Annotated in this window: 21 protein-coding genes and 1 pseudogene; 10 read left to right on the plus strand and 12 right to left on the minus strand. The window is 72.2% G+C overall.

The features are described from left to right. Positions 1–23 precede the first annotated feature (23 nt). On the minus strand, positions 24–1652 hold the full coding sequence (pruA, locus tag ACIRL2_RS38395; protein WP_402238569.1) for an L-glutamate gamma-semialdehyde dehydrogenase: 1629 nt from the start codon (positions 1650–1652) through the stop codon (positions 24–26). A 259-nt stretch (positions 1653–1911) separates the two neighbouring features. On the opposite strand from pruA, the gene ACIRL2_RS38400 reads away from it, so the two are divergent. Beyond that, positions 1912–3501 (plus strand): PucR family transcriptional regulator, encoded by a 1590-nt coding sequence (locus ACIRL2_RS38400; protein WP_402238572.1) that lies wholly within the window; start codon positions 1912–1914, stop codon positions 3499–3501. A gap of 96 nt (positions 3502–3597) precedes the next feature. Here ACIRL2_RS38400 and ACIRL2_RS38405 read toward each other — a convergent pair whose 3' ends face one another. Further along, positions 3598–4389, minus strand: a complete 792-nt coding sequence (locus ACIRL2_RS38405) for an SDR family NAD(P)-dependent oxidoreductase (RefSeq protein WP_395859505.1) — start codon at positions 4387–4389, stop codon at positions 3598–3600. Between the two features lie 294 nt (positions 4390–4683). Here ACIRL2_RS38405 and ACIRL2_RS38410 point away from each other — a divergent pair, with 294 nt between their 5' ends. Both ACIRL2_RS38410 and ACIRL2_RS38415 read left to right on the plus strand, forming a co-directional pair. Further along, a complete protein-coding gene (locus ACIRL2_RS38410; protein WP_395859506.1) occupies positions 4684–4956 on the plus strand; it encodes a hypothetical protein in 273 nt (90 codons plus the stop codon). Next, positions 4953–5201: a hypothetical protein gene (locus tag ACIRL2_RS38415; protein ID WP_395859507.1), complete on the plus strand. Its 249-nt coding sequence runs from the start codon at positions 4953–4955 to the stop codon at positions 5199–5201. Before ACIRL2_RS38410 ends, ACIRL2_RS38415 begins: the two co-directional genes overlap by 4 nt. Positions 5202–5285: 84 nt before the next feature. On the opposite strand, the gene ACIRL2_RS38420 is transcribed toward ACIRL2_RS38415, so the two are convergent. The 4 genes from ACIRL2_RS38420 to ACIRL2_RS38435 form a co-directional block, all read right to left on the minus strand. Then, positions 5286–6446, minus strand: a complete 1161-nt coding sequence (locus ACIRL2_RS38420) for an acyl-CoA dehydrogenase family protein (RefSeq protein WP_395859903.1) — start codon at positions 6444–6446, stop codon at positions 5286–5288. A gap of 142 nt (positions 6447–6588) precedes the next feature. After that, positions 6589–7581, minus strand: coding sequence for a hydroxymethylglutaryl-CoA lyase (locus ACIRL2_RS38425; protein ID WP_395859508.1), 993 nt, complete (start codon positions 7579–7581; stop codon positions 6589–6591). After that, a complete protein-coding gene (locus tag ACIRL2_RS38430) occupies positions 7581–9656 on the minus strand; it encodes an acetyl/propionyl/methylcrotonyl-CoA carboxylase subunit alpha (RefSeq protein ID WP_402238576.1) in 2076 nt (691 codons plus the stop codon). The genes ACIRL2_RS38425 and ACIRL2_RS38430 overlap by 1 nt, the downstream gene beginning before the upstream one ends. A gap of 11 nt (positions 9657–9667) precedes the next feature. Further along, a complete protein-coding gene (locus ACIRL2_RS38435) occupies positions 9668–11272 on the minus strand; it encodes a carboxyl transferase domain-containing protein (protein ID WP_402238577.1) in 1605 nt (534 codons plus the stop codon). A 77-nt stretch (positions 11273–11349) separates the two neighbouring features. On the opposite strand from ACIRL2_RS38435, the gene ACIRL2_RS38440 reads away from it, so the two are divergent. Next, entirely contained in the window at positions 11350–11910 is a 561-nt protein-coding gene (locus ACIRL2_RS38440) for a TetR/AcrR family transcriptional regulator (protein ID WP_395859511.1), read from the plus strand. Positions 11911–12014: 104 nt separating this feature from the next. Here ACIRL2_RS38440 and ACIRL2_RS38445 read toward each other — a convergent pair whose 3' ends face one another. The 3 genes from ACIRL2_RS38445 to ACIRL2_RS38455 form a co-directional block, all read right to left on the minus strand. Then, the gene (locus tag ACIRL2_RS38445; RefSeq protein WP_402238580.1) at positions 12015–12524 is read right to left on the minus strand and encodes a hypothetical protein; all 510 of its coding nucleotides are present in this window, start codon (positions 12522–12524) and stop codon (positions 12015–12017) included. 241 nt (positions 12525–12765) lie between these two features. Continuing rightward, positions 12766–13422, minus strand: coding sequence for an alpha-ketoglutarate-dependent dioxygenase AlkB family protein (locus ACIRL2_RS38450; RefSeq protein WP_395859513.1), 657 nt, complete (start codon positions 13420–13422; stop codon positions 12766–12768). A gap of 19 nt (positions 13423–13441) precedes the next feature. After that, entirely contained in the window at positions 13442–14266 is an 825-nt protein-coding gene (locus ACIRL2_RS38455; RefSeq protein ID WP_395859514.1) for an enoyl-CoA hydratase family protein, read from the minus strand. A gap of 342 nt (positions 14267–14608) precedes the next feature. On the opposite strand from ACIRL2_RS38455, the gene ACIRL2_RS38460 reads away from it, so the two are divergent. Further along, complete coding sequence (locus ACIRL2_RS38460; protein WP_395859515.1) at positions 14609–15334, plus strand: response regulator transcription factor; 726 nt, start codon at positions 14609–14611, stop codon at positions 15332–15334. Further along, positions 15334–16728, plus strand: coding sequence for a sensor histidine kinase (locus ACIRL2_RS38465; RefSeq protein ID WP_402238583.1), 1395 nt, complete (start codon positions 15334–15336; stop codon positions 16726–16728). Before ACIRL2_RS38460 ends, ACIRL2_RS38465 begins: the two co-directional genes overlap by 1 nt. A gap of 170 nt (positions 16729–16898) precedes the next feature. Here the strand turns inward: ACIRL2_RS38465 and ACIRL2_RS38470 are convergent. From ACIRL2_RS38470 to ACIRL2_RS38480, 3 genes and pseudogenes are all read right to left on the minus strand, one after another. Next, a pseudogene (locus ACIRL2_RS38470) lies at positions 16899–17054 on the minus strand (hotdog domain-containing protein); the annotation flags it as partial. A gap of 23 nt (positions 17055–17077) precedes the next feature. Continuing rightward, positions 17078–17254 carry a hypothetical protein gene (locus ACIRL2_RS38475; protein ID WP_402238586.1) on the minus strand — a complete coding sequence of 59 codons (177 nt, stop codon included), beginning with the start codon at positions 17252–17254 and terminating at the stop codon, positions 17078–17080. Positions 17255–17320: 66 nt separating this feature from the next. After that, complete coding sequence (locus ACIRL2_RS38480; RefSeq protein ID WP_402238588.1) at positions 17321–18220, minus strand: alpha/beta fold hydrolase; 900 nt, start codon at positions 18218–18220, stop codon at positions 17321–17323. A 218-nt stretch (positions 18221–18438) separates the two neighbouring features. Here ACIRL2_RS38480 and ACIRL2_RS38485 point away from each other — a divergent pair, with 218 nt between their 5' ends. The 4 genes from ACIRL2_RS38485 to ACIRL2_RS38500 all read left to right on the plus strand — a co-directional run bounded on the left by ACIRL2_RS38485 (position 18439) and on the right by ACIRL2_RS38500 (position 24314). Then, positions 18439–19923 carry a glycosyltransferase gene (locus ACIRL2_RS38485; RefSeq protein ID WP_402238590.1) on the plus strand — a complete coding sequence of 495 codons (1485 nt, stop codon included), beginning with the start codon at positions 18439–18441 and terminating at the stop codon, positions 19921–19923. Then, entirely contained in the window at positions 19920–22175 is a 2256-nt protein-coding gene (locus ACIRL2_RS38490) for an ArnT family glycosyltransferase (RefSeq protein ID WP_402238593.1), read from the plus strand. The genes ACIRL2_RS38485 and ACIRL2_RS38490 overlap by 4 nt, the downstream gene beginning before the upstream one ends. A 67-nt stretch (positions 22176–22242) precedes the next feature. Then, a complete protein-coding gene (locus ACIRL2_RS38495) occupies positions 22243–23517 on the plus strand; it encodes a VWA domain-containing protein (protein ID WP_395859520.1) in 1275 nt (424 codons plus the stop codon). Next, positions 23514–24314: a peptidase gene (locus tag ACIRL2_RS38500; RefSeq protein ID WP_395859521.1), complete on the plus strand. Its 801-nt coding sequence runs from the start codon at positions 23514–23516 to the stop codon at positions 24312–24314. Before ACIRL2_RS38495 ends, ACIRL2_RS38500 begins: the two co-directional genes overlap by 4 nt. The last annotated feature ends 23 nt before the right edge of the window (positions 24315–24337 follow it).

Genomic DNA, 24337 nt, shown 5'->3' on the forward strand with positions numbered 1-24337 from the left:
AAATACCGGTGGGGTGAGGTGGGTCAGCCCATGTGCGGGTAGCGGTGGTCCGTCGCCGGGACGAACGTCTCCTTGATCGAGCGCGAGCTGGTCCAGCGCATCAGGTTCTGCATCGCGCCGGCTTTGTCGTTGGTGCCGGACGCGCGCCCGCCGCCGAACGGCTGCTGACCCACCACCGCACCGGTGGGGCGGTCGTTGATGTAGAAGTTGCCCGCCGCGAACCGCAGCACGTGCGCGGTGTGCGCGATCGCCTCGCGGTCCTGCGCGATCACCGCGCCGGTGAGGCCGTACGCGGACACCGACTCCATCTGGGCGAGCATCGTGTCGTAGGCGTCGTCCTCGTAGACGTGCACGGCCAGGATCGGGCCGAAGTACTCGTCCTTGAAGATGTCGTGGTCGGCGTTCGCCGAGACCAGCACGGTGGGTCGGACGAACCAGCCGACGCTGTCGTCGTAGCTGCCGCCCGCGGCGACCTCGACCGTGTCGTCGGCGTGCGCGCGGTCGATCGCGGCCTTGTTCTTGGCGAACGCGCGCTCGTCGATGACCGCGCCCAGGAAGTGGCTCAGATCGGTGACGTCGCCCATCGACAGCCCGTCGACGGTGGCCAGGAAGTCGTCCTTGAAGCCGGATTCCCAGATCGAGCGCGGGATGTAGGCGCGCGAGGCGGCCGAGCACTTCTGGCCCTGGTACTCGAACGCGCCGCGTACCAGCGCCGTGCGCAGCACGTCGTGGTCGGCGCTGGGGTGCGCGACCACGAAGTCCTTGCCGCCGGTCTCGCCGACGATCCGCGGGTAGGTGCGGTAGCCGGCGATGTTCTCGCCGACCGTGCGCCACAGGTGCTGGAAGGTCGCGGTGGACCCGGTGAAGTGGATGGCCGCGAGCGCGGGGTGCGCGAGCGCGACCTCGGAGACCGCGATGCCGTCGCCGGTGACCAGGTTGATCACACCGGCCGGGAGTCCGGCCTCCTCGAGCAGGCGCATCAGCAATACGGCCGAGAAGGTCTGGGTGGGCGAGGGCTTCCAGAGCACCACGTTGCCCATCAGCGCCGGCGCGGTGGGCAGGTTGCCCGCGATCGCGGTGAAGTTGAACGGGGTGATCGCGTAGACGAAGCCCTCCAGCGGCCGGTGGTCCGTGCGGTTCCACACGCCCGGGCTGCTGATCGGCTGCTCGGCCAGCACTCGGCGGGCGAACTGCACGTTGAAGCGCCAGAAGTCGATCAGCTCACAGGAGGAGTCGACCTCGGCCTGCTGCGCGTTCTTGCCCTGGCCCAGCATGGTCGCGGCGGCGATCGTCTCGCGCCACGGGCCGGCGAGCAGGTCGGCGGCCTTGAGGAAGATCGCCGCGCGGTCGTCGAAGGACAGGTCGCGCCACGCGGGCGCGGCGGCCAGGGCCGCGTCGATCGCGTCTCGGGCGTCCTGGGTGCCGGCGTTCGCGAAGGTGCCCAGGCGCGCGCCGTGGTTGTGCGGTTGCACCACGTCCGTGCGCTCACCGGAGCCCATCCGGCGCTCGCCGCCGATGGTCATCGGGAGGTCGATCGGGGCCGCGGCCAGTTCCTTGAGCTTCGCTTCGAGGCGGGCCCGCGCGGGCGTGCCGGGGGCGTAGTCGTGTGCCGGCTCGTTGACCGGGGCGGGGACCTGGGTCACAGCGTCCAAAACGGCGCTCCTCTTCGGTGATCCGATGTTCGGTGATCGATCCGAATGTTCGGATGATCGACGTGTTCGGTGATCTGGGCGGTCTCGGCGTTCGGCGGTCCGGGTGAGCGGTGCTTCGCCGGACGCCTGATCCGCGCCGAGACGGGCATGGCTCTCGACCCCAACGCTAGGCCGGACTCGGCCTCGGGTGTTTATCCGATCGGTTAAACTCGAAACACCCAACTTGGCTCATCGGCCAACATTCCCGAAGGGGTCGAAAGTGGCCGAAACCGGCGTCCCGCTGCGTGAACTGCTGGCCGCTCTGGGTGGCCCGGTCGGCGACGGCCCGGTCCGGGTCGCGGCGGCGGCCGGCGGCCTGGAGGGCCTGGTCCGACACGTGTCGATCCTCGACCCGGAGGAGGAGCCGCACACGATGCCGGGCGACCTGCTCCTGGCGGTCGGCCTGCGCGGCCGGGCGGCGGCGGGCACGGTGCGCGCGGCGGGCGTGGCCGGTGCGACGGCGGTCGCGGTCAAGGGTGAACACGCGGCGCTGCGCGAGGTCGCCGACACGGCGGGCGTGGTGTTGCTCTCGGTACGCCCGGAGGCCCGCTGGGAGCAGGTGGCCGCGCTCGCGCACGCCGCGTTGGACGAACGCCCGGACGCCGAACCACCGGACGGCGGCGACCTGTTCTCGCTCGCCCAGACCACCGCGATGCTCACCGGCGGCGGGGTCAGCATCGAGGACAGCGCCAACCGGGTGCTCGCCTACTCGCGCGCGACCGGGCCGGACGAGGCGGACGAACTGCGCCGGTTGTCCATCCTGGGCTGGCAGGGGCCGGAGGAGTACATGGCCCGGCTGCGCGACTGGGGCGTCTTCCACCGGCTGCGCACCACGGCCGAGGTGGTCGCCGTCGAGGAGCGCCCCGATCTGGGCATCCGCCGCCGACTGGCGGTCGGCGTGCACGCGGGTGGGCGCTGGCTGGGCACGATCTGGGTACAGGAGGGCCGGCAGCCGCTCGCCGAACGGGCCGCCGAGGTGCTGCTCGGCGCGGCGCGAGTGGCCACACTGCACCTGGTCCGGCGGCGCACCCGGCTGCCCGCCGAGGCCGGCGTGACCCGGGAGAACGTCGCGGGCCTGCTCACCGGCGCCGTCGCGGCCCGGACCGCGGGCACCCAGTTGGGCCTGGATCCGGTGCGGCCGGTGCAGGTCCTGGGCTTCACCGTGCGCGCGAGCAGGCCGGACGAGCCGTCCCAGGAGTTGGCCAGGACCGAACTGGCCAACCTGGTCTCGGTATACGCGGCGGCCCGGCACAGCCACGCGCACGTCGCGCCGCTGGGCGCGCGGCTGTACGTACTGCTGTCCGCACCGCCGGCCGAGTCGGTGGTGCTCGGTTGGGCGCACGAGATCGCCGAGGCGGCGCACGGCCACCTGGACCTGGCGGTACGCGGCGCCGTCGGCGACCCGGCGCCGAGCCTGGCCCGCACGGTGGCGGCCCGGGAATCGGTCGACCGGGTCCTGGACGCGATGGCGGCGGGCGGTGTGTCGGCCGAGGTCGCGGCCCTGTCCGAGGTCCGCCCGGCGGTGCTGTACGGCGAGGTCCAGGCGCTGCTGACCGACCGGCGACACATCCGCGACCCCCGGCTGAACGCGCTGCGCGCGCACGACGCCGAGCACGGCACCGAGTACACCGGCTCGGTGCTGGCCTGGCTGGACGCGCTGGGCGACGTGCGGGCCGCGGCGGCGGACCTGCACATCCATCCCAACACGCTGCGCTATCGGATCCGCCGGGCCGGCGAACTGACCGGGCTGGACTGGGCCGACCCCAAGACCCGGCTGCTCGCCGCGCTGCTGCTGCGGTTGCCGGAGTGAGGCACGCGGATCGCGGTCGGCCCGCCGGGGGCGCCGCGCCCGGCGGTCGGTGCGCCGCGTGAGCCGCGCCTCGCGGTCGGTTCGCCGGCGCGGTGCTCAGACCCTGATGCCCAGTTCGGCCAGCAGGTCCAGGCTCACGTACTCGCCGCCGGTGCGCGAAGCCGGGCCGTCGCACAGTTCCAGGGTCGCGGAGACCATCTGGTCCATGGTCTCGATCTGATCGGGGCGCAACTGCCCGCCTACCAACTCCTCCGCGCCCTCACTGAGCACCGCGGCCCGCGGCTCGATCGTGTTCACCCGGATCCCGGTCCCGTACAGCTCCGCGGCCAGCGCGTTGGTGATCCGGTTCAACGCGGCCTTGGACGCCCCGTACACCGCGGTCTTGGTGCCCAACACGCCCAGTTCGAACGGCGGCCCCGCCCACGGCCGCGCGGTGCCGCTGGTCACGTTCACGATCCAGCCCTCGCCGCGCGTGGCCATCGCGGGCACCACGGCCTGACACAACTCCATCGGCGCGAGCACGTTGACCTCGAAGTGCAGCCGCGCCCGTCGTTGCGGATACACCCGCAACGACGCGTACGAGGCCATCGCCGCGTTGTTGACCAGGATGTCGATCGGCCCGCCGAGCCCCTCCTCGGCGGCCGGGACGATCCTGGCCCGCTGCCCCTCGTCGGACAGGTCGGCCACCACCACCGCGCTGCGCCGCCCGTGCCGGGCGATCAGCGTCTCGGTCCGCTCCAACGACCCGGCCAGGTTGCCCTGTCGCAACGTACGCGCGGTCACCGCCACGTCGGCTCCCTCGGCCGCGAGCCGCACCGCCAACGCCGCCCCGATTCCCCTGCTGGCCCCGGTGATCAAAGCTCTACGTCCCTCGAACCGCTTGGCCACGGCGTCCCTCCCTGGTCCCGGACAACTGCCTGCCCGCCACCATCCTCACAACAGTGGACTAGGTCAACCATCAGAACGCGAAATCCCACCTTCCGGAATCCCAGGCTCGACCGGCGTCCGCCCGGTCGCCGTGGCTTGGACGATCGTCGGCAACTCGGGGGAGATACGTCGGCGCCCCCGCATTCTCGCGGGGGCGCGCGCCGGGGTCGTGTGTGGTGCCCTCGTGCGCGCCGGCTGTCGGGCGGGGACCGCGCGATGCCATTCTGGAAGGCCCATCGCGAGCAGGAGGCCGCCATGCCCAGAACCACCGTCGTCCGTGGTGAGCGGATCGAGCTGCCGAATACGCTCGCCGAGATCCGGGCCGCGCTCCCCGAGGACCGTCGCGAGGAGTTCGACAAGGTCATGTACGAGACCCCGCTCGATCGGCTCGAACGCGACGCCATCCTGCACTGGGCGCTTCCTCCGGAGGCTCAGGAGGAGGACGAAGAAGATGCCCGCCGCATCAAGGCCGGGGATTTCAGCTTTGCCCAGTGGACGGACGGCGACGGAAACGCGGTGCCTCGATGAGCCGCTACTACGTGCAGTACTCCGACCGGGCCGAGGATGGCCTCAAGCCCCTGTCGGCCTCGCAGATCCGCGCCTTCAAATCGACCGTCGAATCAACCGTGGGCAACGACCCCTACGGGCACGGTTCCAGTCAGGTGGGGTCCGACCGGGACCGCCGCGAGGCCACGGTTACGGGCGTGTTCATCCGGTACATGGTCAGCAACAGCGTGTTGGTCGTGAGCGTCACCCGCGCCGTCTCGCTGTGAAACCGCCCATCCGCCCAGGACACCGACGCCGACCCACCGGGACGACGTGCGTCCCGGAAGGCCGGCCCCGGTGTCCCGCCGCGATCAGCGCGGCAGCCCCAGCTCGCGGGCGATCAGCATGCGCTGGACCTCGCTGGTGCCCTCGCCGATCTCCAGGATCTTGGCGTCGCGCCAGAAGCGGGCCACCGGGTACTCGTTCATGAAGCCGTAGCCGCCGTGGATCTGGGTGGCGTCGCGGGCGTTGTCCACCGCGCTCTCCGAGCTGTAGAGCTTGGCCAGCGCGGCCTCCTTCTTGAACCGCTCGCCGTGCACCAGCAGCGAGGCGGCGTGCCGCCAGGCCAACCGGGAGTTGTGCGCGCGCAGTTCCATGTCCGCGAGCTTGAAGGCGATCGCCTGGTTGGCGCCGATCGGGCGGCCGAATGCCTCGCGTTCGCCGGCGTAGCGCACCGACTCGTCCACGCAGCCCTGCGCCAACCCGGTGGCCAGCGCCGCGATGGCCACCCGGCCCTCGTCCAGGATGGACAGGAACTGGGCGTAGCCCCGGCCGCGTTCGCCGAGCAGATTCTCGGCCGGGACGCGCACGTCGTCGAAGGACAGCTCCCGGGTGTCCGAGCAGTTCCAGCCGACCTTGGAGTACGGCGGCGCGACGGTGAAGCCCTTGGTGCCGGCGGGCACGATGATCGTGCTGATCTCCTTGCCGCCGCCGGCCTTCGTGCCGGTGACCGCGGTGACCGTGACGAAGCCGGTGATGTCGGTGCCGGAGTTGGTGATGAAGCACTTGCCGCCGTTGATCACCCACTCCCCCGTCGCCTCGTCCAGGCGCGCGGTGGTGCGCGTGGCGCCGGCGTCCGAGCCGCCGCCGGGCTCGGTCAGGCCGAAGGCGCCGAGCATCTCGCCGCTGGTCAGCTTGGGCAGCCAGGTCTCCTTCTGCTCCTTGGTGCCGAACCGGTGGATCGGCATCGCGCCCAGCGAGACGGCCGCCTCCAGCGTGATCGCGACCGAGGAGTCGACCCGGGCCAGCTCTTCGAGCACCAGGCCCAGCGCGAGGTAGTCGCCGCCCATGCCGCCGTACTCCTCCGGGAACGGCAGCCCGAACAGACCCATCCGGCCCATCTCGCGCACGATCGTGTACGGGAATTCGTGCTTCTCGTACAGCTCGCCGATCGCGGGTGCGATCACATCCTTGGCGAACTCGGCGACGGTGCGCCGCAGTTGCTCGTACTCGTCGTCGAGGCGGTGGTCCAACATGGGGCAGGCTCCCGGATTCGGTGGCGGGGCGGGTCGGCGCGCTCGTGGCGACACCGGTCCGTGGGTGGGTCGGTGGGCTGCGGGTGGGCGGTCGCCGGGGTGGGTCTTCGACGGTCCGGCAGGGGGTTGAAGTCCCGCTCTAGGAGGTCGGGTCGGTCAGTGCCAGGCCGTGGGCGTCCACCCGCTTGCCGGCGAGTGCCTGGACCGCGCGCGAGGGGCTGGGGCGGCCGAGCAGTTCGGCCATCCACACGCTGGTGGCCACCAGTGCGCCCAGGTCGACGCCGGTGTCGATGCCCAGGCCGTGCAACATCCAGACCAGGTCCTCGGTGGCCAGGTTGCCGGTGGCGCTCTCCGCGTACGGGCAACCACCCAGGCCGCCCGCCGAGGCGTCCACCGTGGTCACCCCGAAGCGCAGCGCCGCGAGCGTGTTGGCCAGCGCCTGGCCGTAGCTGTCGTGGAAGTGCACGGCGATCCGCTCGGCCGGGACGCCGGCCTCGGCGAAGGCGGTCAGCAGCGCGGTGACGTGTCCGGGCGTGGCGACGCCGATCGTGTCGCCCAGGCTGAGCTGCGAACAGCCCATCTCGACGAGGGCCTTGCCGACCCGGACCACCTGGTCGAGCGGGACCGGGCCCTCCCACGGGTCGCCCCAGCACATGGACAGGTAGCCGCGGGTGTCGATGCCGGCGGCACCGGCCCGTTCGACCACCGGGCGGAACATATCCAGCGATTCGGCCACCGTGCGGTTGAGGTTGCGTCGGGCGAACGTCTCGGTGGCGCTGCCGAACACCGCGATCCGTCGCGCGCCCAGCTCCAGCGCGCGGTCGAAGCCGCGTTCGTTGGGCACCAGGACCGGCAGCCGGCGATCGACCGTCGCGATCTCGTCGTCCGCGACGACGGCCGCGAACACCTCTGCGGCATCAGCGAGTTGGGGCACCCACTTGGGCGAGACGAAGCTGGTCACCTCGATCGTGCCCAGGCCGGCCCGGGCCAGCCGGCGGACGAACTCCACCTTGGCCTCGGTGGGCACCACGCCCGACTCGTTCTGGAGTCCGTCGCGCGCGCCCACCTCGTGGATGAACACCCGTTCCGGAAGCCCGGATTCACGGTGGGTGTCCGGCAGCTGTCGTGTCATCAGGTCTTCGCCTCCCGGTCGAGCGGTGCCTCGGGCAACCCGTCGAGCGGCACGGCCGGCGACCCGCCGATCGGCTCGTCGAGCGCCCCGTCGAGCGGTGCGGCCGGCGTCTCCGCCACCACCACCGCCGGCGCCTCGGCCACCACCAGCGCCAGCGTCTGGTCCATCGCCACCGACGCGCCGGCCGATACACCGATCTCGGTGACCACGCCGTCGAAGGGCGCGGTCAGCGCGTGCTCCATCTTCATCGCCTCCACCACGACCACGGTCTGGCCGCGGGTGACCCGGTCGCCGACCGCGGCCTTGACCACGGTGACCGTGCCGGGCATCGGCGAGGTCAGCGCGCCACTGGCCGCCGCGCCGCCGGCCGCCTCGGCCCGTACGGTGTCCACCTCGCTCACCCGCCAGGTGTCCGGGCCGTACGCGAGCCAGCGCACCCCGGCCGACTCGGCGGCGTAGTCGAAGCGCTTGGTCAGCCCGTCGTGGCCGACCACGAGCCCGCCCGGCACGACCCGCACCGACGCGGCGACCGGTGGGCCGCCGTCCACCGAGACCTCGCCGTCGCGCACCCGAACCTCGATCGGCTCGCCCGGCCCGATCCGCAACACGTGCGTGTCCCAGGCCGGCCCGCCGACCCGCCACCCGGTCTGCGCCGAGAACGGGTCCACCCAGCCGGTGCCGGTGATCCGCTCGGCGCGCGCCGCCAGCGCCGCCGCGACCGCCACCTCGGGCGGCGCCGGCCGGCCGATCAGGTTGTCCGTCCTGGCCTCGACCAAGCCGGTGTCCAGGTCGCCCGCGAGCACCGCCGGGTCGCCCAACAGGCGGTACAGGAAGCCCAGGTTGGTGGTCACGCCCAACACCCGGGTCTGCGCGAGGGCCGCCCGCAGTCGGCTGATCGCCGTCGCGCGGTCGTCGCCGTACGCGATCACCTTCGCCAGCATCGGGTCGTAGGAGCTGCCGACCTCGCCGCCCTCGCGCAGCCCGGAGTCCACCCGGACGCCCTCCAGGTCCGGCTCACACACCGTCAACACCCGTCCACCGGTGGGCAGAAAGCCCCGGTCGGGGTCTTCGGCGTAGATCCGTGCCTCGACCGCGTGGCCGTGCATCGACACGTCGGACTTGCCGATCGCGGCACCGGCGGCGACCCGCAGTTGGCTCTCCACCAGGTCGACCCGGGTGACCAGTTCGGTCACCGGGTGCTCGACCTGGAGGCGGGTGTTCATCTCCATGAAGTAGAACGAGTCGGGATTCTCGGCCGGCACGATGAACTCGATGGTGCCCGCGCCCACGTAGCCGCAGGCCTTGGCGGCGCGCACGGCGGCGGCGCCCATCTCGGCCCGGGTGTCCGGATCCAGCAGCGCGGACGGGGCCTCCTCGATGATCTTCTGGTGCCGGCGTTGCAGGCTGCACTCGCGTTCGCCCAGGTGCACGACGCTGCCGTGGGTGTCCGCGAGCACCTGGATCTCGATATGCCGGGGGCGCTCGATCCAGCGCTCGATCAGCAGCGTGTCGTCGCCGAACGCGCCCTTGGCCTGCCGGCGGGCCGCCGCGATCTCGTCCGCGAGCAGCGCGCCGTCGTGCACCAGGCGCATGCCCTTGCCGCCGCCGCCCGCCGACGGCTTGATCAACACCGGGAAGCCGATCTCCCGGGCGATGTCCGCGAGTTCGCCGTCGGACATGCCGGCCGCGCCACCGCCCGGCACCACCGGGACGCCGTAGGCCGCGACCGTCTCCTTGGCCCGGATCTTGTCGCCCATCAGCTCGATCACCGCCGCCGGCGGTCCGACGAAGACCAGCCCCGCCCGCTCGACGGCGGCGGCGAACGCGGCGTTCTCGGACAGGAATCCGTAGCCCGGGTGAATCGCCCGGGCACCGGATCGCAGCGCCGCGGCGACCACGGCGTCGCCGTCGAGGTAGCCGGGCACCTCGACCGCCACATCGGCCTCGCGCACGTGCCGCGCGTCCGCGTCGTCCGGCGCGTACACGGTGATCGCGCGCACGCCCAGTCGGCGCAGCGTGCGAATCACCCGGACCGCGATCTCGCCTCGGTTGGCGACCAGTACAGCCTCGAACACGTCGTGACCCCTCACATCCGGAACAGACCGAACCGCGGCTCGGCCAGCGGCGCGTTTCCACACGCCGTCAGCGCCAGCCCCAGTACGGTGCGAGTGTCGAGCGGGTCGATGATCCCGTCGTCCCACAGCCGCGCGGTCGCGTAGTAGGCGTTGCCCTGGCGCTCGTACTGGTCGCGGATCGGCTGCTTGAACTCCTCCTCGCCGGACCAGCTCTCGCCGCGCGCCTCGATCTGGTCGCGCTTGACCGTGGCGAGCACGGTCGCGGCCTGCTCGCCGCCCATCACCGAGATCTTGGCGGTGGGCCACATCCACAGAAAGCGCGGACTGTACGCGCGGCCGCACATCGAGTAGTTGCCCGCCCCGTGCGAGCCGCCGATCACCACGGTCAGCTTGGGCACGCGCGTGGTGGCCACGGCGGTCACCATCTTGGCGCCGTGCTTGGCGATGCCGCCGTGTTCGTAGTCCTTGCCGACCATGAAGCCGGTGATGTTCTGCAGGAACACCAGCGGCACCCCGCGCTGGTCGCACAGTTCGATGAAGTGCGCGCCCTTGACCGCGGATTCGGCGAACAGGATGCCGTTGTTGGCGACGATGCCCACCGGGTGGCCGTGGATTCGGGCGAAGCCGGTGACCAGCGTGGTGCCGTACTCGCCCTTGAACTCGTGAAAGCGCGAGCCGTCGACGATCCGGGCGATCACCTCGCGCACGTCGTAGGGCGTGCGCGCGTCCGGCGGCACCACCCCGTAGAGCCCGGCCGGATCGACCGCCGGGGGCTCGATCTCGCGTACGTCCCAGGGCAGTCGCGGCCGGGCGCCGAGCGTGCCGACGATGTCGCGGACGATCCGTAGCGCGTCCTTGTCGTCGGCCGCGAGGTGGTCGACCACACCGGAGATCCGGGCGTGCACGTCGCCGCCGCCCAACTCCTCGGCGCTGACCACCTCACCCGTGGCGGCCTTCACCAGCGGCGGGCCGCCGAGGAAGATCGTGCCCTGGTCGCGCACGATCACCGTCTCGTCGCTCATCGCCGGCACGTACGCGCCGCCGGCGGTGCACGAGCCGAGCACGGCGGAGATCTGCGGGATGCCCTTGGCGCTCATCTGCGCCTGGTTGAAGAAGATCCGGCCGAAGTGGTCCCGGTCCGGGAAGACCTCGTCCTGCATCGGCAGGAACGCGCCGCCGGAGTCGACCAGGTACAGGCATGGCAGCCGGTTCTCCAGCGCGATCTCCTGCGCGCGCAGGTGCTTCTTGACCGTCATCGGGTAGTACGTGCCGCCCTTGACGGTCGCGTCGTTGGCCGCGATCACACACTCGCGTCCGGCCACCCGGCCGACGCCCGCGATGATTCCCGCCGCCGGCGCGTCGCCGCCGTACATCCCGTCGGCGGCCAGCGGCGCGATCTCCAGGAACGGCGTGCCCGGGTCGAGCAGCGCCTCCACCCGGTCGCGCGGCAGCAGTTTGCCGCGCGCGGTGTGCCGCTCCCGGGCGCGTTCGCCGCCGCCCAGGGCGGTGGTCGCCAGCCGGTCGCGCAGTTCGCCGACCGCGCGTTCGTGTGCTTCCGCGTTGGCCCGGTACGTCTTCGCCCCCGGGTCGGCGGCTGTGCCGAGCACGCTCTCCATGACACCGCCTCAAGTTAACCTTCGTTCACCTGCCCCCGAGGTTAACCACGGTTAATCCGAGTGTCTAGCATGGACACATGACCGTGAGCCGCCGAGACCAGATCCTGCAGGTGGCCGCCCGGCTTTTCGCCGAGCGCGGCTATCAGGGCGTGGGCATGGACGACATCGGCGCGGCGGTCGGGATCAGCGGCCCCGCGCTGTACAAGCACTTCCGGGGCAAGGAGGCGATGCTGACCGAATTGCTGGTGGGCATCAGCGAGCAGCTCCTGGCCAGAGGGCTGGAGCGGGCCGCGATCGAGGACCCGGCGCGGGCTCTGGACGCGCTGATCGAGGGTCAGGTCGAGTTCGCGCTGCGTCACCCGGACCTGATCACGCTGCACGACCACGCGCTCAACCAGGTGCCCACGGCCGAGCGGCACCGGATCCGCCGGGTGCAGCGCGCGTACGTGGAGATCTGGGTCGAGGTCGCGCTCAAGGCCCACCCGGACCGCCTCGACGACCGCGAGGCGCGCGCCGCGGTGCACGCCGCCTTCGGCCTGATCAACTCGACCCCGCACACCCTGCGCACGCCGCAGCGCGTGCTGGCGCCGATGTTGCGGCGGATGGCCCTGGCCGCATTGGCCGCGGCGGCGGGATAGCCCGGGGCCGACCCGGGGCGGGTCTTCGGCTCCCGGCGCATCGGGCGTGTCTTCGGTCCCCGGCCGCCCGGGGGCGTGGGTACCGACGCGCGCTTCGCGTTCGGCTACGCGGATCCGTACGGGATGTCCACCGCGTCGGTGCGGCCGGACCAGGCCAGGTCGAGATGCCAGCATCCCGGCGCGGGCAGGTCGATGTTGGACGGGCCGGGGCCGCCGATCACCTCGCGCGTGACGATGTCGCTGCCGCCGACCAGGGTCGCCTCGATCCGCAGCGTCCCACTCGGCCGCTCCACGCCGTCGGGCCGCGGGCGCACCGCCCACAGGATCTTGCTCGGCCGGCCGGGCCGGGCCGGGGCCGTGTACGGATACCCGAGCAGGATCGCGACGATCTCGCCGCGCGCGCCGAACACATGCGGGGGCGCGGCACCGGGCGCGAGGCCCACCCGCGCCCACTCGGGTAACTCGCCATGGTCGACGGCGGCCCCGCACGGGCCGCTCCCGTGCGCCGGCGACGCGGACACCACCGCCCGGTAGTGCGCCGGCCCGCCGCACGCGACCAGGACCGACGCGCCCACGGCGAGAAGCGGACCGACCCGGCGGCGTCGCGGTGACATGGCGCTCCCAATGGCTCGTGTGGCCGGTCCGATTCGGGCCGACGGCGATGCCGCGCGGTGGACCCGGGACTCCCGAGGAATCCGATGGGTGATCGACCGACTCCGCTCGGTGACTCGTACGAGCGTTCCCTTCCGGGCGTGATCCGTCAACCCCGTCCCGAGGGAAGAGACACCCGGCGTCGGACTCGGGGGTGCCCCGGGGTCGCGGCCGGGTGAGGGCCGCGCCCCGGGAGCGCGGCCCTCACCCGCCGGGTCGGCCCGACGCCCGGATGGTGATGTTGAGCCGCCCGGCGGCCAACCCGGTGCTCGGATCGCCGGTGCCCGGGCGGATCCTGGGCACGCCGTGGTACGCGAGGCGGGACGGGCCGCCGAACACCACCAGGTCGCCGCCGCGCAGTTCCACGTCCGTCCACGGGCGGGTGCGGGTCTCGGTGTTGCCGAACCGAAAGACGCACGTGTCGCCGATGCTCAGCGACACCACCGGGGCCGGCGACTCCTCGTCCGCGTCCCGATGCAGACCCATCCTCGCGTCCGCGTCGTAGAAGTTGACCAGACCGATGTCGTACGGGTCGGCCGGGATCGAGCCGTACACCTCGGCCACCGCCCGCCGGGCCGCGTCGCCGAGCAGTGGCGGGAAGGGCTTGACCCGCTCACCGGTCGGCAGTCGCTCGGTGTAGCGGTACGGCTCCCAATGCAGTCCCAGGCTCACGCTGCGCACGCTCATCACGCCGCCCGACGGCATCACCACGTGCCGCATGCCGGCCGGCGGCGCGGCCCACGACCGCGCCGCCACCACCAGTTCGCGCTGCTCGTCGAGCGAGAGCCAGTCCGGTACGTGCCATGCTCCCGGCGCGATCTCGACCCGCTCCCGGGGCAGCGGGAACAGTTCGCCGTTCACTCCGCGCGCCGCCTCCCGCTCATCCGGTCACCCACTTCGGCTTGCGCTTTTCCCGGAAGGCCGCCATGCCCTCGGTCGCGTCGGGCGAGGCGAACAACTCGGCGGAACGCCGCGCGAGGGCTTGGCCGTCGCGGTCGAAGCCCGCCCGTACCGCGCCGGTGGTGAGCTTCTTGGACTCGATCAGGCCCTGTCGCGAGCACAGGCGGAACGAGGCGACCAGCGCGGCGACCGCGTCGTCCGCGCCGCCGACGCCGTCCACCGCCCGGGTGAGCAGCCCGATCCGCTCGGCCTCCACGCCGTCGAACACGTCGCCGGTAAGGAAGTATCGCGACACCGAGCGCGGGTCCATCCGCGGCGCCGTGGTCAACGAGATCACCGCCGGGCTGAGCCCCAGCCGCGCCTCGGTGAACGCGAAGGTGGCCTGCCCGGGCGCGATCGCCAGGTCCGCCGCGCCGACCAGACCGATCCCGCCCGCGCGCGCGTTGCCCCGCAGGTGCGCGACCACCGGCACCGGTACCTCGACCACCAGCCGCAGCAGCGCGAGCAGTTGCTCGGCGCCGTGCGCCATGCCGCCCGCGGCGGCCTCACGCAGGTCCATGCCCGAACAGAAGGTCGGCCCGGTGTGGGTGAGCACCACCGCGCGCACCCGCTCGTCCACGCCCGCCTCGGCGAGGTGGTGGCGCAGCCGGGCCACCAGGCGCGCGGACAGCGCGTTGCGGTTGGCCGGCGAATCCAGCGTGATGGTGGCGATTCCGTCGTCCAGGCTCATCCGCACCGGGTCGTCGGTGGTGGGCGGGTGCGTCGGCTCGGCGTCCGGGTTGCTGCGTACCGGCTCGGCGTCCACGGTTCTCCTCCGGGTTGGGGGCGGTCGGCGCGACGATCGGGGGTCACCCGTGCCGCGCGGGGCCGGCGCCGCGGTGGGCATGGTTGCCGTCGCGATACCGGTCCCGTGGCCCTGGGGCCTGTCTTCAAACCCCCGTCGGAGGACTGAAGACACGCCCCAGATCCTCACATGAGCGGGTCATCCGCGACCGAACGGCGTCGCTTTCATGTTCCTTTCATGTCCGGCGCGCACATTGGTACGACACGCTTTGTGCCGAGTCCACACGGAGGGTGTCCGCGTGCGACCGTGGGGCGACCCGCAGTAACCGGTCCCCCGGATCCGCCGAATCAAGGAGTCGCCGCCATGACGCCCGCCGCCGACACCGGAACGCCGCACATCCTCGTCGTCGACGACGAACCCGCCGTTCGCGAGGCACTCGAGTCCAGCCTGCGCTTCGAGGGCTACCGGGTCACCCTCGCCGACGAGGGGGTGGCCGCGCTCACCGCGATCTCCGGCGACGCACCCGACCTGGTCCTGTTGGACGTGCTGATGCCGCGCATGGACGGCCTCACCGCGTGCCGGCGACTACGCGCGCGCGGCGACACGCTCCCGGTGCTGATGCTCACCGCGCGCGACGCGGTCGGGGACCGGGTCACCGGGCTCGACGCGGGCGCGGACGACTACCTGGTGAAGCCGTTCGAGCTGGACGAACTGCTGGCCCGGGTACGGGCGCTGCTGCGCCGCAGCGCGATGTCCGGGCCGAGCGAATCGGCCGACGACACGCTCTCCTTCGCCGACCTGCGGATGGACACCGCCTCGCGCGAGGTATCCCGGGCGGGCAAGCCGATCGACCTGACCCGAACGGAGTACACCCTGCTGGAGCTGTTGCTCACCCATCCGCGCCAGGTGCTGACCCGGGAGCAGATCCTGCGCAACGTCTGGGGGTTCGACTTCGAACCCGCGTCCAACTCGCTCGACGTGTACGTGATGTACCTGCGCCGCAAGACCGAGGCGGGCGGCCTGCCCCGGCTGGTGCACACGGTGCGCGGTGTCGGCTACGTGCTGCGCGTGGCGGAAACGCCGGCCTGATGCACCGTCACCTGCCACTGCGCGCCCGCCTGGCGCTGCTCACCGCGCTCGCCGTCGCGCTCGCCGTCGCGGCGGCGGCGGTGACCTGCTGGGTGCTGACGCGCAATCAACTGCGCGAGCAGATGGACCGCACGCTGGCCACCACCGGCACACCGTTCCTGAATCCGCGCGGTGGGCCCAGCTCCACCATCGCGGACATCTGCGGCCGGCCCGCTCCGCCGTTCCAGCGCGGCCTGTTGACCTACCAGGTGATCAGGGCGGACGGGTGGTCCTGCACTCAACTGGGCACCAGCACCGACCCGGTGGCCCCGGTCCCGGTGAGCGATGACGACAAGGCGGTCGCGGCGGGCGGCAAGGAGGTGACGTTCCACGACGCGACCGCCAAGGACGGCAGGCACGTCCGGGTGATGACCCAGCGGGTGAGCCGGGACACGGCGGTGTCGGTGTCCCGGCCGCTCGGCGAGATCGAGAGCTCGTTGGACAGCCTCGCCATGTGGCTGGTGGTGGTGAGCGCGATCGGCATCGTGGGCGCCGCGACCCTGGGCCTGTTGGTCGCCCGGGCCGCGCTCAGGCCGGTGGACCGGCTCACCGAGGCGGCCGAACACGTGGCCCGCACCGAGGACCTGGACACCGTGATCCCGATCGCGGGCAAGGACGAGATCGCGCGCCTGGGCCGCTCGTTCAACGCGATGACCGCGTCGCTCAAGGCGTCCCGGCTGCGTCAGCAGCGGTTGATCGCCGACGCGGGGCACGAACTGCGCACACCGCTCACGTCGTTGCGCACCAATACCGACCTGCTGCTGCGCAGCGAGCAGACCGGGCGGCCGATCCCGACCGCCGACAAGGAGCGCCTGCTGCACAACGTCAAGGCACAACTGGTCGAACTCTCCGACCTGGTCGGCGATCTGCTGCTGCTGGCCCGGCCGGAGCAGGTGCCCAACGCACCGCCGACCAGCACCGCCGCGCTGCACACCGCGATCGAACGCGCGGTGGGGCGGGCCAGGTTGCGTGCACCGGACGCGCGGATCGAGGTGGACATCAGTCCCTGGTTCGTGCGCGGCGAACCCGCTTCGCTGGAACGGGCGGTGGTCAACCTGCTGGACAACGCGCTCAAGTTCGGCGGCGCCGAGGGGGAGGCGAGCGTCGAGGTCCGGCTCGAGGACGGCGAACTCACCGTGCGCGACCACGGCCCCGGCATCGCCGAGGCGGACGTGCCGTATGTGTTCGAACGCTTCTGGCGCGCGCCCGCGGCGCGCGGCCTGCCCGGTTCCGGTCTCGGTCTGGCCATCGTGGCCCGCACCACCGCCGAGGCGGGCGGCACGGTGGCCCTCGAGCCCGCCGAGGACGGGCCCGGCACGATCGCCCGCCTCCGCCTCCCGGGCACATCGAGCTGACCGGATCGCCCCGGGCGGAACATCGGGTCGGCCGAAGCGAGGCGGACCGGGTGCCAAAAGCGTGGCAAGCCCGCGCGGCAACCGCGCTGGCGAAGGGTCCGGATGCGGGCGGTCGCCGTCGCCACCGCCACGGGTTCGCCGTCGGGACCGATGAGTTCGCCGGCCAGGAACGCGATGTCCCGGCCCCGCCGCACGACCCGTCCCCGGCCGACCAATCGTCCCGGACGAGCGAGCCGCAGAAACTGCACGTGCAGGTCGAGCGTCGGCGCGAACCCGTCCGCCGGCAACGTCGCGACCAGCGCCGGCCCCAGCGTGTCGTCCAACATCGCGGCCAGGAATCCGCCTTGGATCACACCCACGGGGTTGAGGAACGATCGTCGATCTCGAACGCCACCTCGATGGTGCCCCGCTCCGGATCGACGTCGACCAGCTTCCACCCGAGCAACGCCGCCGCGGGCGGCGGCGCGACCCTGCCCGCCACCACGTCCCAGAACGGCCCCTGCCCGCGTTGCCCACCCGGCTCCATGGCCCCAGTGAACACGAACCCACCGACGCCCCTGGGCCGCCCGGGGTGGAAGGCGGCCCTCGGGCGTCAGCCCTGGTCGGCGAAAGCGGCCAGGTGCTCCAGCAGCAGGCCCGTCAGGGCTTCCGCGCCGTTCTCCGGGACCCAGTGGTCGACGTCGGCGAGCACCTCGAAGCGGTACGGGCCGGTGACCGAGTCCGCGGTGGCCTCGGCCGCGGCACGGCCGAAGGCGGGGTCGCGGTCGCTCCAGACGTAGAGCGTGGGGGTGGCGATGTCGCCGATGTCGCGCAGCGCCTTCGGGTCGATCGCCCGGTACCAGTTCAACGCGCCGGTGAGCGCGCCCGGTTCGCGCAGGACGGCGAGGTAGCGCTCGGTGAACTCGGTGGGCAGCGAGGCGAACGCCGCGCGCAGGTAGGCCGCGTCGTCCCCCAACAGCTTCTCCTCGGCCACCCCGCGGGTGCGGAACAGCCGAATGTACGAGGACTGTTCCCGCTGTCCGGTGGAGTCGTCGCGGACCGCCGCGGTGAGTGCGAGCGGATGCGGCGTGGACACCACCGTCAGGGTGCGCAGCCGTTCCGGGTGCAGGCCCGCCACCTGCCAGGCGAGCGCACCGCCCCAGTCGTGGCCGACCAGGTCCACCCGGGTCGATCCGAGCGCGTCCAGCACGGCGATCACGTCGCCGACCAACTCGTCGCGCCCGTAGGCCGATTCCTGGGGAGGGCGGGCTCCCGGCGAATAGCCGCGCTGGTCGAACGCGATGGCCCGGTAGCCGGCCCGCGCCAGTCCCAGGAGTTGCGCCGTCCAGGACGCGGACGTCTGCGGGAAGCCGTGCAGGAACAACACCGGCCGGCCGGCCGCCGGTCCGGCCACGCGGGCGTTGAAATTCCATCCGCCCGCCGGGATCTCCACGGCCTCCACGAACGGTTGCGCGGAGTCCGCACCGACTGATCTACCCGCCGAGGTATTCATCCGACCTCCGGATCGCTGTGTCGCGCCGTACCGGTCCTGCGATCGGCAGCATAGGCGCGTCTCGGACCGCGAGATTCGCATCCCACCACCGTCCCGCGCCACCCCCCGTCCGTCTCCGTGCCCGGGACACCCCCGGTTTCCGGCCGCCGCGACGATTCTCATCCCACCTTAAGAAACGCCTCAGACGGCTCCCAGGCCCGCTCGACAACGTCACCGGCATGAGCCTGACGACACCGATTCGCACCCGGATCGTGGACGTGGTGGTGCCCGTGTACAACGAGGCGCACGTCCTGGCCGCCAGCGTGCGCCGTCTGCACGCCTATCTGCTCGGCGGATTCCCCTACGCCTTCCGCATCGTCATCGCGGACAACGCCAGCACCGACCGGACCTGGCAGGTGGCCCGCGACCTGGCGCGCGAACTGCCGCACGTACGCGCCGTGCACCTGGACCGCAAGGGCCGCGGCCGGGCGCTGCGCAAGGTGTGGACCGAGTCCGACGCGGACGTGGTCGCCTACATGGACGTCGATCTGTCCACCGACCTGGACGCCTTCCTCCCGCTGGTCGCGCCGTTGGTCAGCGGTCACAGCGATCTCGCCATCGGCACCCGGCTGGCCCGTTCGGCGGCGGTGGTCCGCGGTCCCCGCCGGGAGGTGGTGTCGCGGTCCTACAACCTGCTGCTGCGCGGGGTGTTCGCGGCGCGCTTCTCGGACGCCCAGTGCGGCTTCAAGGCGGTGCGCACGGTGGTCGCGCAGGCGCTGTTGCCGCACGTCCACGACGAGGAGTGGTTCTTCGACACCGAACTGCTGTTGCTGGCCGAGCGCAACGGGCTGCGGATCCACGAGGTCCCGGTGGACTGGGTCGATGATCCGGACAGCCGGGTCGACGTGCTGCGCACCGCGCTGGACGATCTGCGCGGCATGGCGCGGGTGGCCCGGCGGATCGCGGCGGGCACCTTCCGAGTCTCGGTCCCGCCCCGGGTACGCGAGGCGCGGCTGCCGCGCGGCATGCGCGCGCAGTTGCCGCGCTTCGCGCTGATCGGGGTGCTGAGCACGCTGGCACACCTGCTGCTGTACGTCCTGCTGCGCGACGGCATGGGCGCGCTCGCGGCCAACGCGCTGGCCCTGACCGTCACCACGATCGCGAACACCGCGGCCAACCGCCGATTCACCTTCGGGATCCGCGGCCGGGCCGGGGCCTGGCGCCATCAGGCCCAGGGCGGCCTGGCCTTCGTCGTCGGCCTGGGCCTGAGCAGCGCGACGCTGGCCGCGCTGCACGCCGCGACCGCCCGGCCCTCGCGCACGGTCGAGGTGGGTGCGCTGGTGGGCGCGGGCGTGGTCGCCACCGTCGTGCGCTTCCTGCTGCTGCGGGTGTGGGTGTTCCGGACCGCGCGAGTCGCCGCCTCGGTGGGTCCGTTCGATCCCTCGGACCCGACGTCCGCGGCGGATCCGGGGGCTTCGGCGACCGCGACAGGCCCGGGCCGGGCGATCGCCTCGGTGACTTCGATCACGTCCGACGCGGCCGGCGGCTCGACCCCTTCGGCGGCTTCGACCGCCCGGACCGTCCCGGCCACACGGATCTCCTCGGCCCCCTCGCACCGGTCCGCCGGCGCGACCGAATCCGCTGGTTCGACCGGCATCGACTCCGCCGGTCCGACCGGCATCGACTCCGCCGGTTCGACCGGCTCGGCAGGTGAGGACGCATGACCGCCGTAGTGGCTCCGCTCCCCATACCGCGTCCCGACGCCGGCAGCGCGACCGGCAAACCCTGGTACGCCCGGCCGGTTCGCGGGCGCGAGGCGGACGCGCCCTGGGTGCGTCCCGCGTTCCTCGCCCTGCTGGTGGGCACCGGCCTGCTGTACATCTGGGGCCTGGGCGCCTCCGGCTGGGCCAACTCCTTCTATTCGGCCGCGGTCCAGGCCGGGACCGAGAGTTGGAAGGCGTTCTTCTTCGGCTCCTCGGACGCGGGCAACTCGATCACCGTCGACAAGACCCCCGCGTCGTTGTGGGTGATGGGCCTGTCCGCACGGGTCTTCGGCGTCAACGCGTGGAGCATCCTGGTCCCGCAGGCCCTGGAGGGCGTCGCCACGGTCGGCGTGCTCTACCTCGCGGTACGGCGCCGGTTCCCGGCCTGGGCGGGTCTGTTGGCCGGCGCGCTGCTCGCGCTCACGCCGGTCGCGGCGCTGATGTTCCGGTTCAACAACCCGGACGCGCTGCTGGTACTGCTGCTCACCGTCGCCGCGTACGCGGTGTTGCGTGCCCAGGAGAGCGCGAGTACCCGCTGGTTGGTGCTGGCCGGCGCGTGTGTGGGCTTCGGCTTCCTGGCCAAGATGCTCCAGGCGTTCCTGATCGTGCCGGCCTTCGCGCTGGTGTACCTGGTGTGCGCGCCGGTCGGGTTCTGGCGCCGGGTGGTGCAACTGCTGTGGTCCGGTCTCGCGTTGCTGATCGCGGGCGGATGGTGGATCGCCATCGTCGAACTGTGGCCGGAATCCTCCCGCCCCTACATCGGCGGCTCGCAACACAACTCGATCCTGGAACTCACGCTGGGCTACAACGGGCTCGGTCGGCTCAACGGCAACGAGACCGGCAGCGTGGGCGGCGGAGGCGGCGGACCGCGCGGCGGCGGTGGCGGCAACTGGGGTGCCACCGGGTGGGACCGGTTGTTCAACGCCGAGATGGGCGGCCAGATCTCCTGGTTGTTGCCCTCCGCGCTGATCCTGCTCGCGGTGGGCCTGTGGCTGACCCGACGCGCACCGCGCACCGATCCCGCCCGCGCGGCGATCGTGCTGTGGGGCGGCTGGCTGTTGATCACGGCGTTGGTCTTCAGTTACATGGCGGGCATCTTCCACGCCTACTACAACATCGCGTTGGCGCCGGCGATCGCCGCGGTGGTGGCGATGGGCGCCGCGCTGCTGTGGGAACGGCGCCGGGTCGTGCGCGCGGCGGCGGTCACGGCGCTGACCGTGATGGTCGGCGCGTGGTGGTCGTACCACCTGCTCGACCGGACGCCGGACTGGCATCCGTGGTTGCGCCACGTCGTGCTGATCGGCGGAGTCTTCGGCGGACTGGGCCTGTTCGGCGCCGCGCTGACCGCGCTGCGCGGGCTCGCGCCGGTGGCCGCCGCGGTCTCGGTGGCCGCGCTGCTCGCGGGACCTGCGGCGTACACGTGGGACACCGTCTCGACCGCCAAGGGCGGGTCGATCCCGTCGGCGGGGCCGGCCGGAATGGGCTTCGGGCGCGGCGGGCCCGGTGGACCCGGTGGCATGGCGGGCGGACCCCGGTCGTTCCAGGGCGGCCCGCCGGGACCGGCCCAGGGCGGCCAACCGGGCCAGGGCGGCCAGGCGTTCCCGGGCACCCCGGGGCAGAACGGCCAGGCCCCCGACGGCACCGGCGGCACGCGAGGGCAGCGCCCCACGCCGGGCAACGGCGGCGCTCCGCAGGGCAACGGCGGGATGACGTCCCGTCAGGGCGGCGGCATGGGCGGCGGCATGGGCGGCGGCATGGGCGGCGGCGGGATGGGCGGACTGCTCAACGGCAGCACACCCGGCAAGGAGGTCGTCGACACGCTGAAGCGCGACAGCGACGCGTACACGTGGGTGGCCGCCTCGGTCGGCTCCAACAGCGCCTCGGGCTATCAACTGGCGACCGGCAAGCCGGTCATGCCGATCGGCGGATTCAACGGCAGCGACCCCTCGCCGACCCTGGCCGAGTTCCAAAAGTTGGTCACGGACGGTCGGATCCACTACTTCATCGGCGGCGGAGTTGGCGGCATGGGCGGCGGCGCGGGCGGTGACGGCATGGGCGGCGGAATGCGCAGCATGGGCGGCAGCAACGCCTCCCAGGCCATCGCGACCTGGGTCGCGCAGACGTTCACCGCGACCACCGTGGGCGGGGTGACGTTGTACGACCTGACCGCGCCCGCCGGGAATGTTTCCGACGAATCGTCATCAACCGCCTGACGGGTTGTCAATCGGCCTACGGCAGACGGCAAACGGCGGGCCGTTTTGATCCGTAGGATCCTCCCCCGTGACGATCAAGATGCGAAAGGTCGGGGCCGGCTTGATCGGCCTGCTGACGACCTTGGCTGTCGTGGGCGGTTCCGCACCGTCCGCGATGGCCGACGAGACGAATCCGACCGGGCCTCCGCCGAAAGTCGAGCTGGTACTCGACGTGAGCGGATCGATGAAGGCCAACGACGCCGGCGGGATGACCCGCATGGACGCCGCGAAGAAGGCCTTCAACGAGGTCGTGGACAGCGTCCCGGAGCCCGCCGACTTCGGCGTGCGGGTGCTGGGTGCCACCTACCCGGGCAACGACAAGGCCAAGGGGTGCGTGGACACCCAGCAGTTGGCCCCGGTCGGCAGGCCCAACAAGGTCGTGATCAAGAACGAGATCGCCAAGCTGGCCCCGACCGGCTGGACCCCGATCGCGCTGTCGTTGCGCGAGGCCGCCAAGGACCTCGGCACCGGCACCGGCAGCCGTCGGATCGTCCTGATCACCGACGGCGAGGAGACCTGCGCGCCGCCCGACCCGTGCGACGTGGCCCGCGAGTTGGCCGCGTCCGGACTCAACCTGATCGTGGACACGCTGGGCCTGGTCCCGGACGAGAACACCCGTCGTCAGCTCTCCTGCATCGCGGAGGCCACCGGCGGCACCTACACCTCGGTGCTCAACGCGGACGAGTTGTCGCAGAAGGTCCAGCAGATCGTCAAGCGCGCGGTGCGCGAGGCGGACGAGACGCCCGCGTCGGTCAAGGGCAGCCCGAACGGCTGCCAGGACGCGCCGTTGCTGGCGCCCGGTGTCTACAGCGACCGCGAGGAGTTCAGCCAGCACCTCTGGTACAAGGTCCCGGTCAAGCCGAACCAGGAGTTGCGGGCCACCGCGACGGTGGGTTCCGACCGCAAGGTCGCGCGCGACTACGACGTGACGGTCACCGCGTTCAGCGAGGACGGCCGTGAACTGGTCGGCAACGCGGGGGCGGGCAACGGCCGCACGGACGTGCAGTCCGCCGGTCTGCGCTACCCGTACAAGACCGACAGTGACAACGCGAAGACCAGGACGATCTGCCTGGTCGTCACCAACGCGTTCGCCGCGCAGCCGAACGTGGCCACCAAGCCGGGCCTGCCACTGGAGTTGACGGTGGACCTGGTCCAGGCCACCGACAGCAAGGCCGCGAACGTGCACGGCCTGGGCCGCGGTTGGGTGTTCCTGGGCGTACTCGCCGGGTTCGGCCTGATTGCCGGGTTGTTGGCCGGCTGGCTGCGCCGGGCGTTCAAGGCTCTCGGGAAGGCGATGTCATGACGAGCGCGATCCGTGGAATCAAGCGGGCGTTGGCGACGGTCGCCGCGGCGTTCGTGGGCGTGACGCTGTTCGCGGCGCCGGCGATGGCCGATCAGGACGTGCCGCCGGGGACGTCGTTCCTGGGCGCGGGCACGCTCGCGCTCGGCCAGGACGCGCGCTGGTCGGCGTCCCAAGGCGAATATCTGTACTGGCAGTTCCCGGCCAAGGCGGGCAAGGAGATCCACGCCAAGGTGGATCTGGAGTTGGCCTCCGGCAACGCGCGCAGCGGCCCGGTGACCTACCGGATCGAGATCTACGACGGCCTGCGTCGGCGCCAGCCGTGCGTGGAGGGCAAGCAGGTCGCCACGGCGCAGAAGACCGACACCAAGCTCGGCCTGACCTGCACCCCTCGTACGGTCCGCGACTGGGCCGAGCCGTGGTCCACCGACCCGCTGCCCGGGATGTACTTCGTCCGGATCGCCGCGATGGACGTGCCCGACCTGGACGCGGGCGCCGCGACCAAGGTGACGGTGCGGGTGGACACCAAGGACGGCGACGACCAGGTACCGACCTCGGACCGGCGGCTGTCCGACCCCCTGGTGCCGATCACCAAGGCCGGCTCGGTGCTCAAGAGCGGCCAGACGGCGGATACCCGGTCGGTGGCCTGGGACCAGGAAGAGGACCACTGGTACCAGTGGGACTGGATGGACGGTCCGAACGCGCGGTGGTTCTGGACCGCGATGGCGACCTTCGTCGCCGTGGTGTTCGGCATCCTGGGCTACCAGCTGACCCGGAAGAAGCGGAGCTGGTTCGGCTGACACCGCCCGGCCGACGGTCCGTG

This window comes from Embleya sp. NPDC127516, assembly GCF_044765325.1.
Classification (GTDB): Bacteria; Actinomycetota; Actinomycetes; order Streptomycetales; family Streptomycetaceae; genus Embleya.

Bases quoted from the DNA above. Each gene is read 5' to 3' on its own strand.
- ACIRL2_RS38410 (WP_395859506.1), top strand. From the start codon at position 4,684: ATGCCCAGAACCACCGTCGTCCGTGGTGAGCGGATCGAGCTGCCGAAT.
- ACIRL2_RS38415 (WP_395859507.1), top strand. From the start codon at position 4,953: ATGAGCCGCTACTACGTGCAGTACTCCGACCGGGCCGAGGATGGCCTC.
- ACIRL2_RS38425 (WP_395859508.1), bottom strand. From the start codon at position 7,581: ATGACACGACAGCTGCCGGACACCCACCGTGAATCCGGGCTTCCGGAA.
- ACIRL2_RS38435 (WP_402238577.1), bottom strand. From the start codon at position 11,272: ATGGAGAGCGTGCTCGGCACAGCCGCCGACCCGGGGGCGAAGACGTAC.
- ACIRL2_RS38440 (WP_395859511.1), top strand. From the start codon at position 11,350: ATGACCGTGAGCCGCCGAGACCAGATCCTGCAGGTGGCCGCCCGGCTT.
- ACIRL2_RS38445 (WP_402238580.1), bottom strand. From the start codon at position 12,524: ATGTCACCGCGACGCCGCCGGGTCGGTCCGCTTCTCGCCGTGGGCGCG.
- ACIRL2_RS38460 (WP_395859515.1), top strand. From the start codon at position 14,609: ATGACGCCCGCCGCCGACACCGGAACGCCGCACATCCTCGTCGTCGAC.
- ACIRL2_RS38465 (WP_402238583.1), top strand. From the start codon at position 15,334: ATGCACCGTCACCTGCCACTGCGCGCCCGCCTGGCGCTGCTCACCGCG.
- ACIRL2_RS38475 (WP_402238586.1), bottom strand. From the start codon at position 17,254: ATGGAGCCGGGTGGGCAACGCGGGCAGGGGCCGTTCTGGGACGTGGTG.
- ACIRL2_RS38480 (WP_402238588.1), bottom strand. From the start codon at position 18,220: ATGAATACCTCGGCGGGTAGATCAGTCGGTGCGGACTCCGCGCAACCG.
- ACIRL2_RS38485 (WP_402238590.1), top strand. From the start codon at position 18,439: ATGAGCCTGACGACACCGATTCGCACCCGGATCGTGGACGTGGTGGTG.
- ACIRL2_RS38490 (WP_402238593.1), top strand. From the start codon at position 19,920: ATGACCGCCGTAGTGGCTCCGCTCCCCATACCGCGTCCCGACGCCGGC.
- ACIRL2_RS38500 (WP_395859521.1), top strand. From the start codon at position 23,514: ATGACGAGCGCGATCCGTGGAATCAAGCGGGCGTTGGCGACGGTCGCC.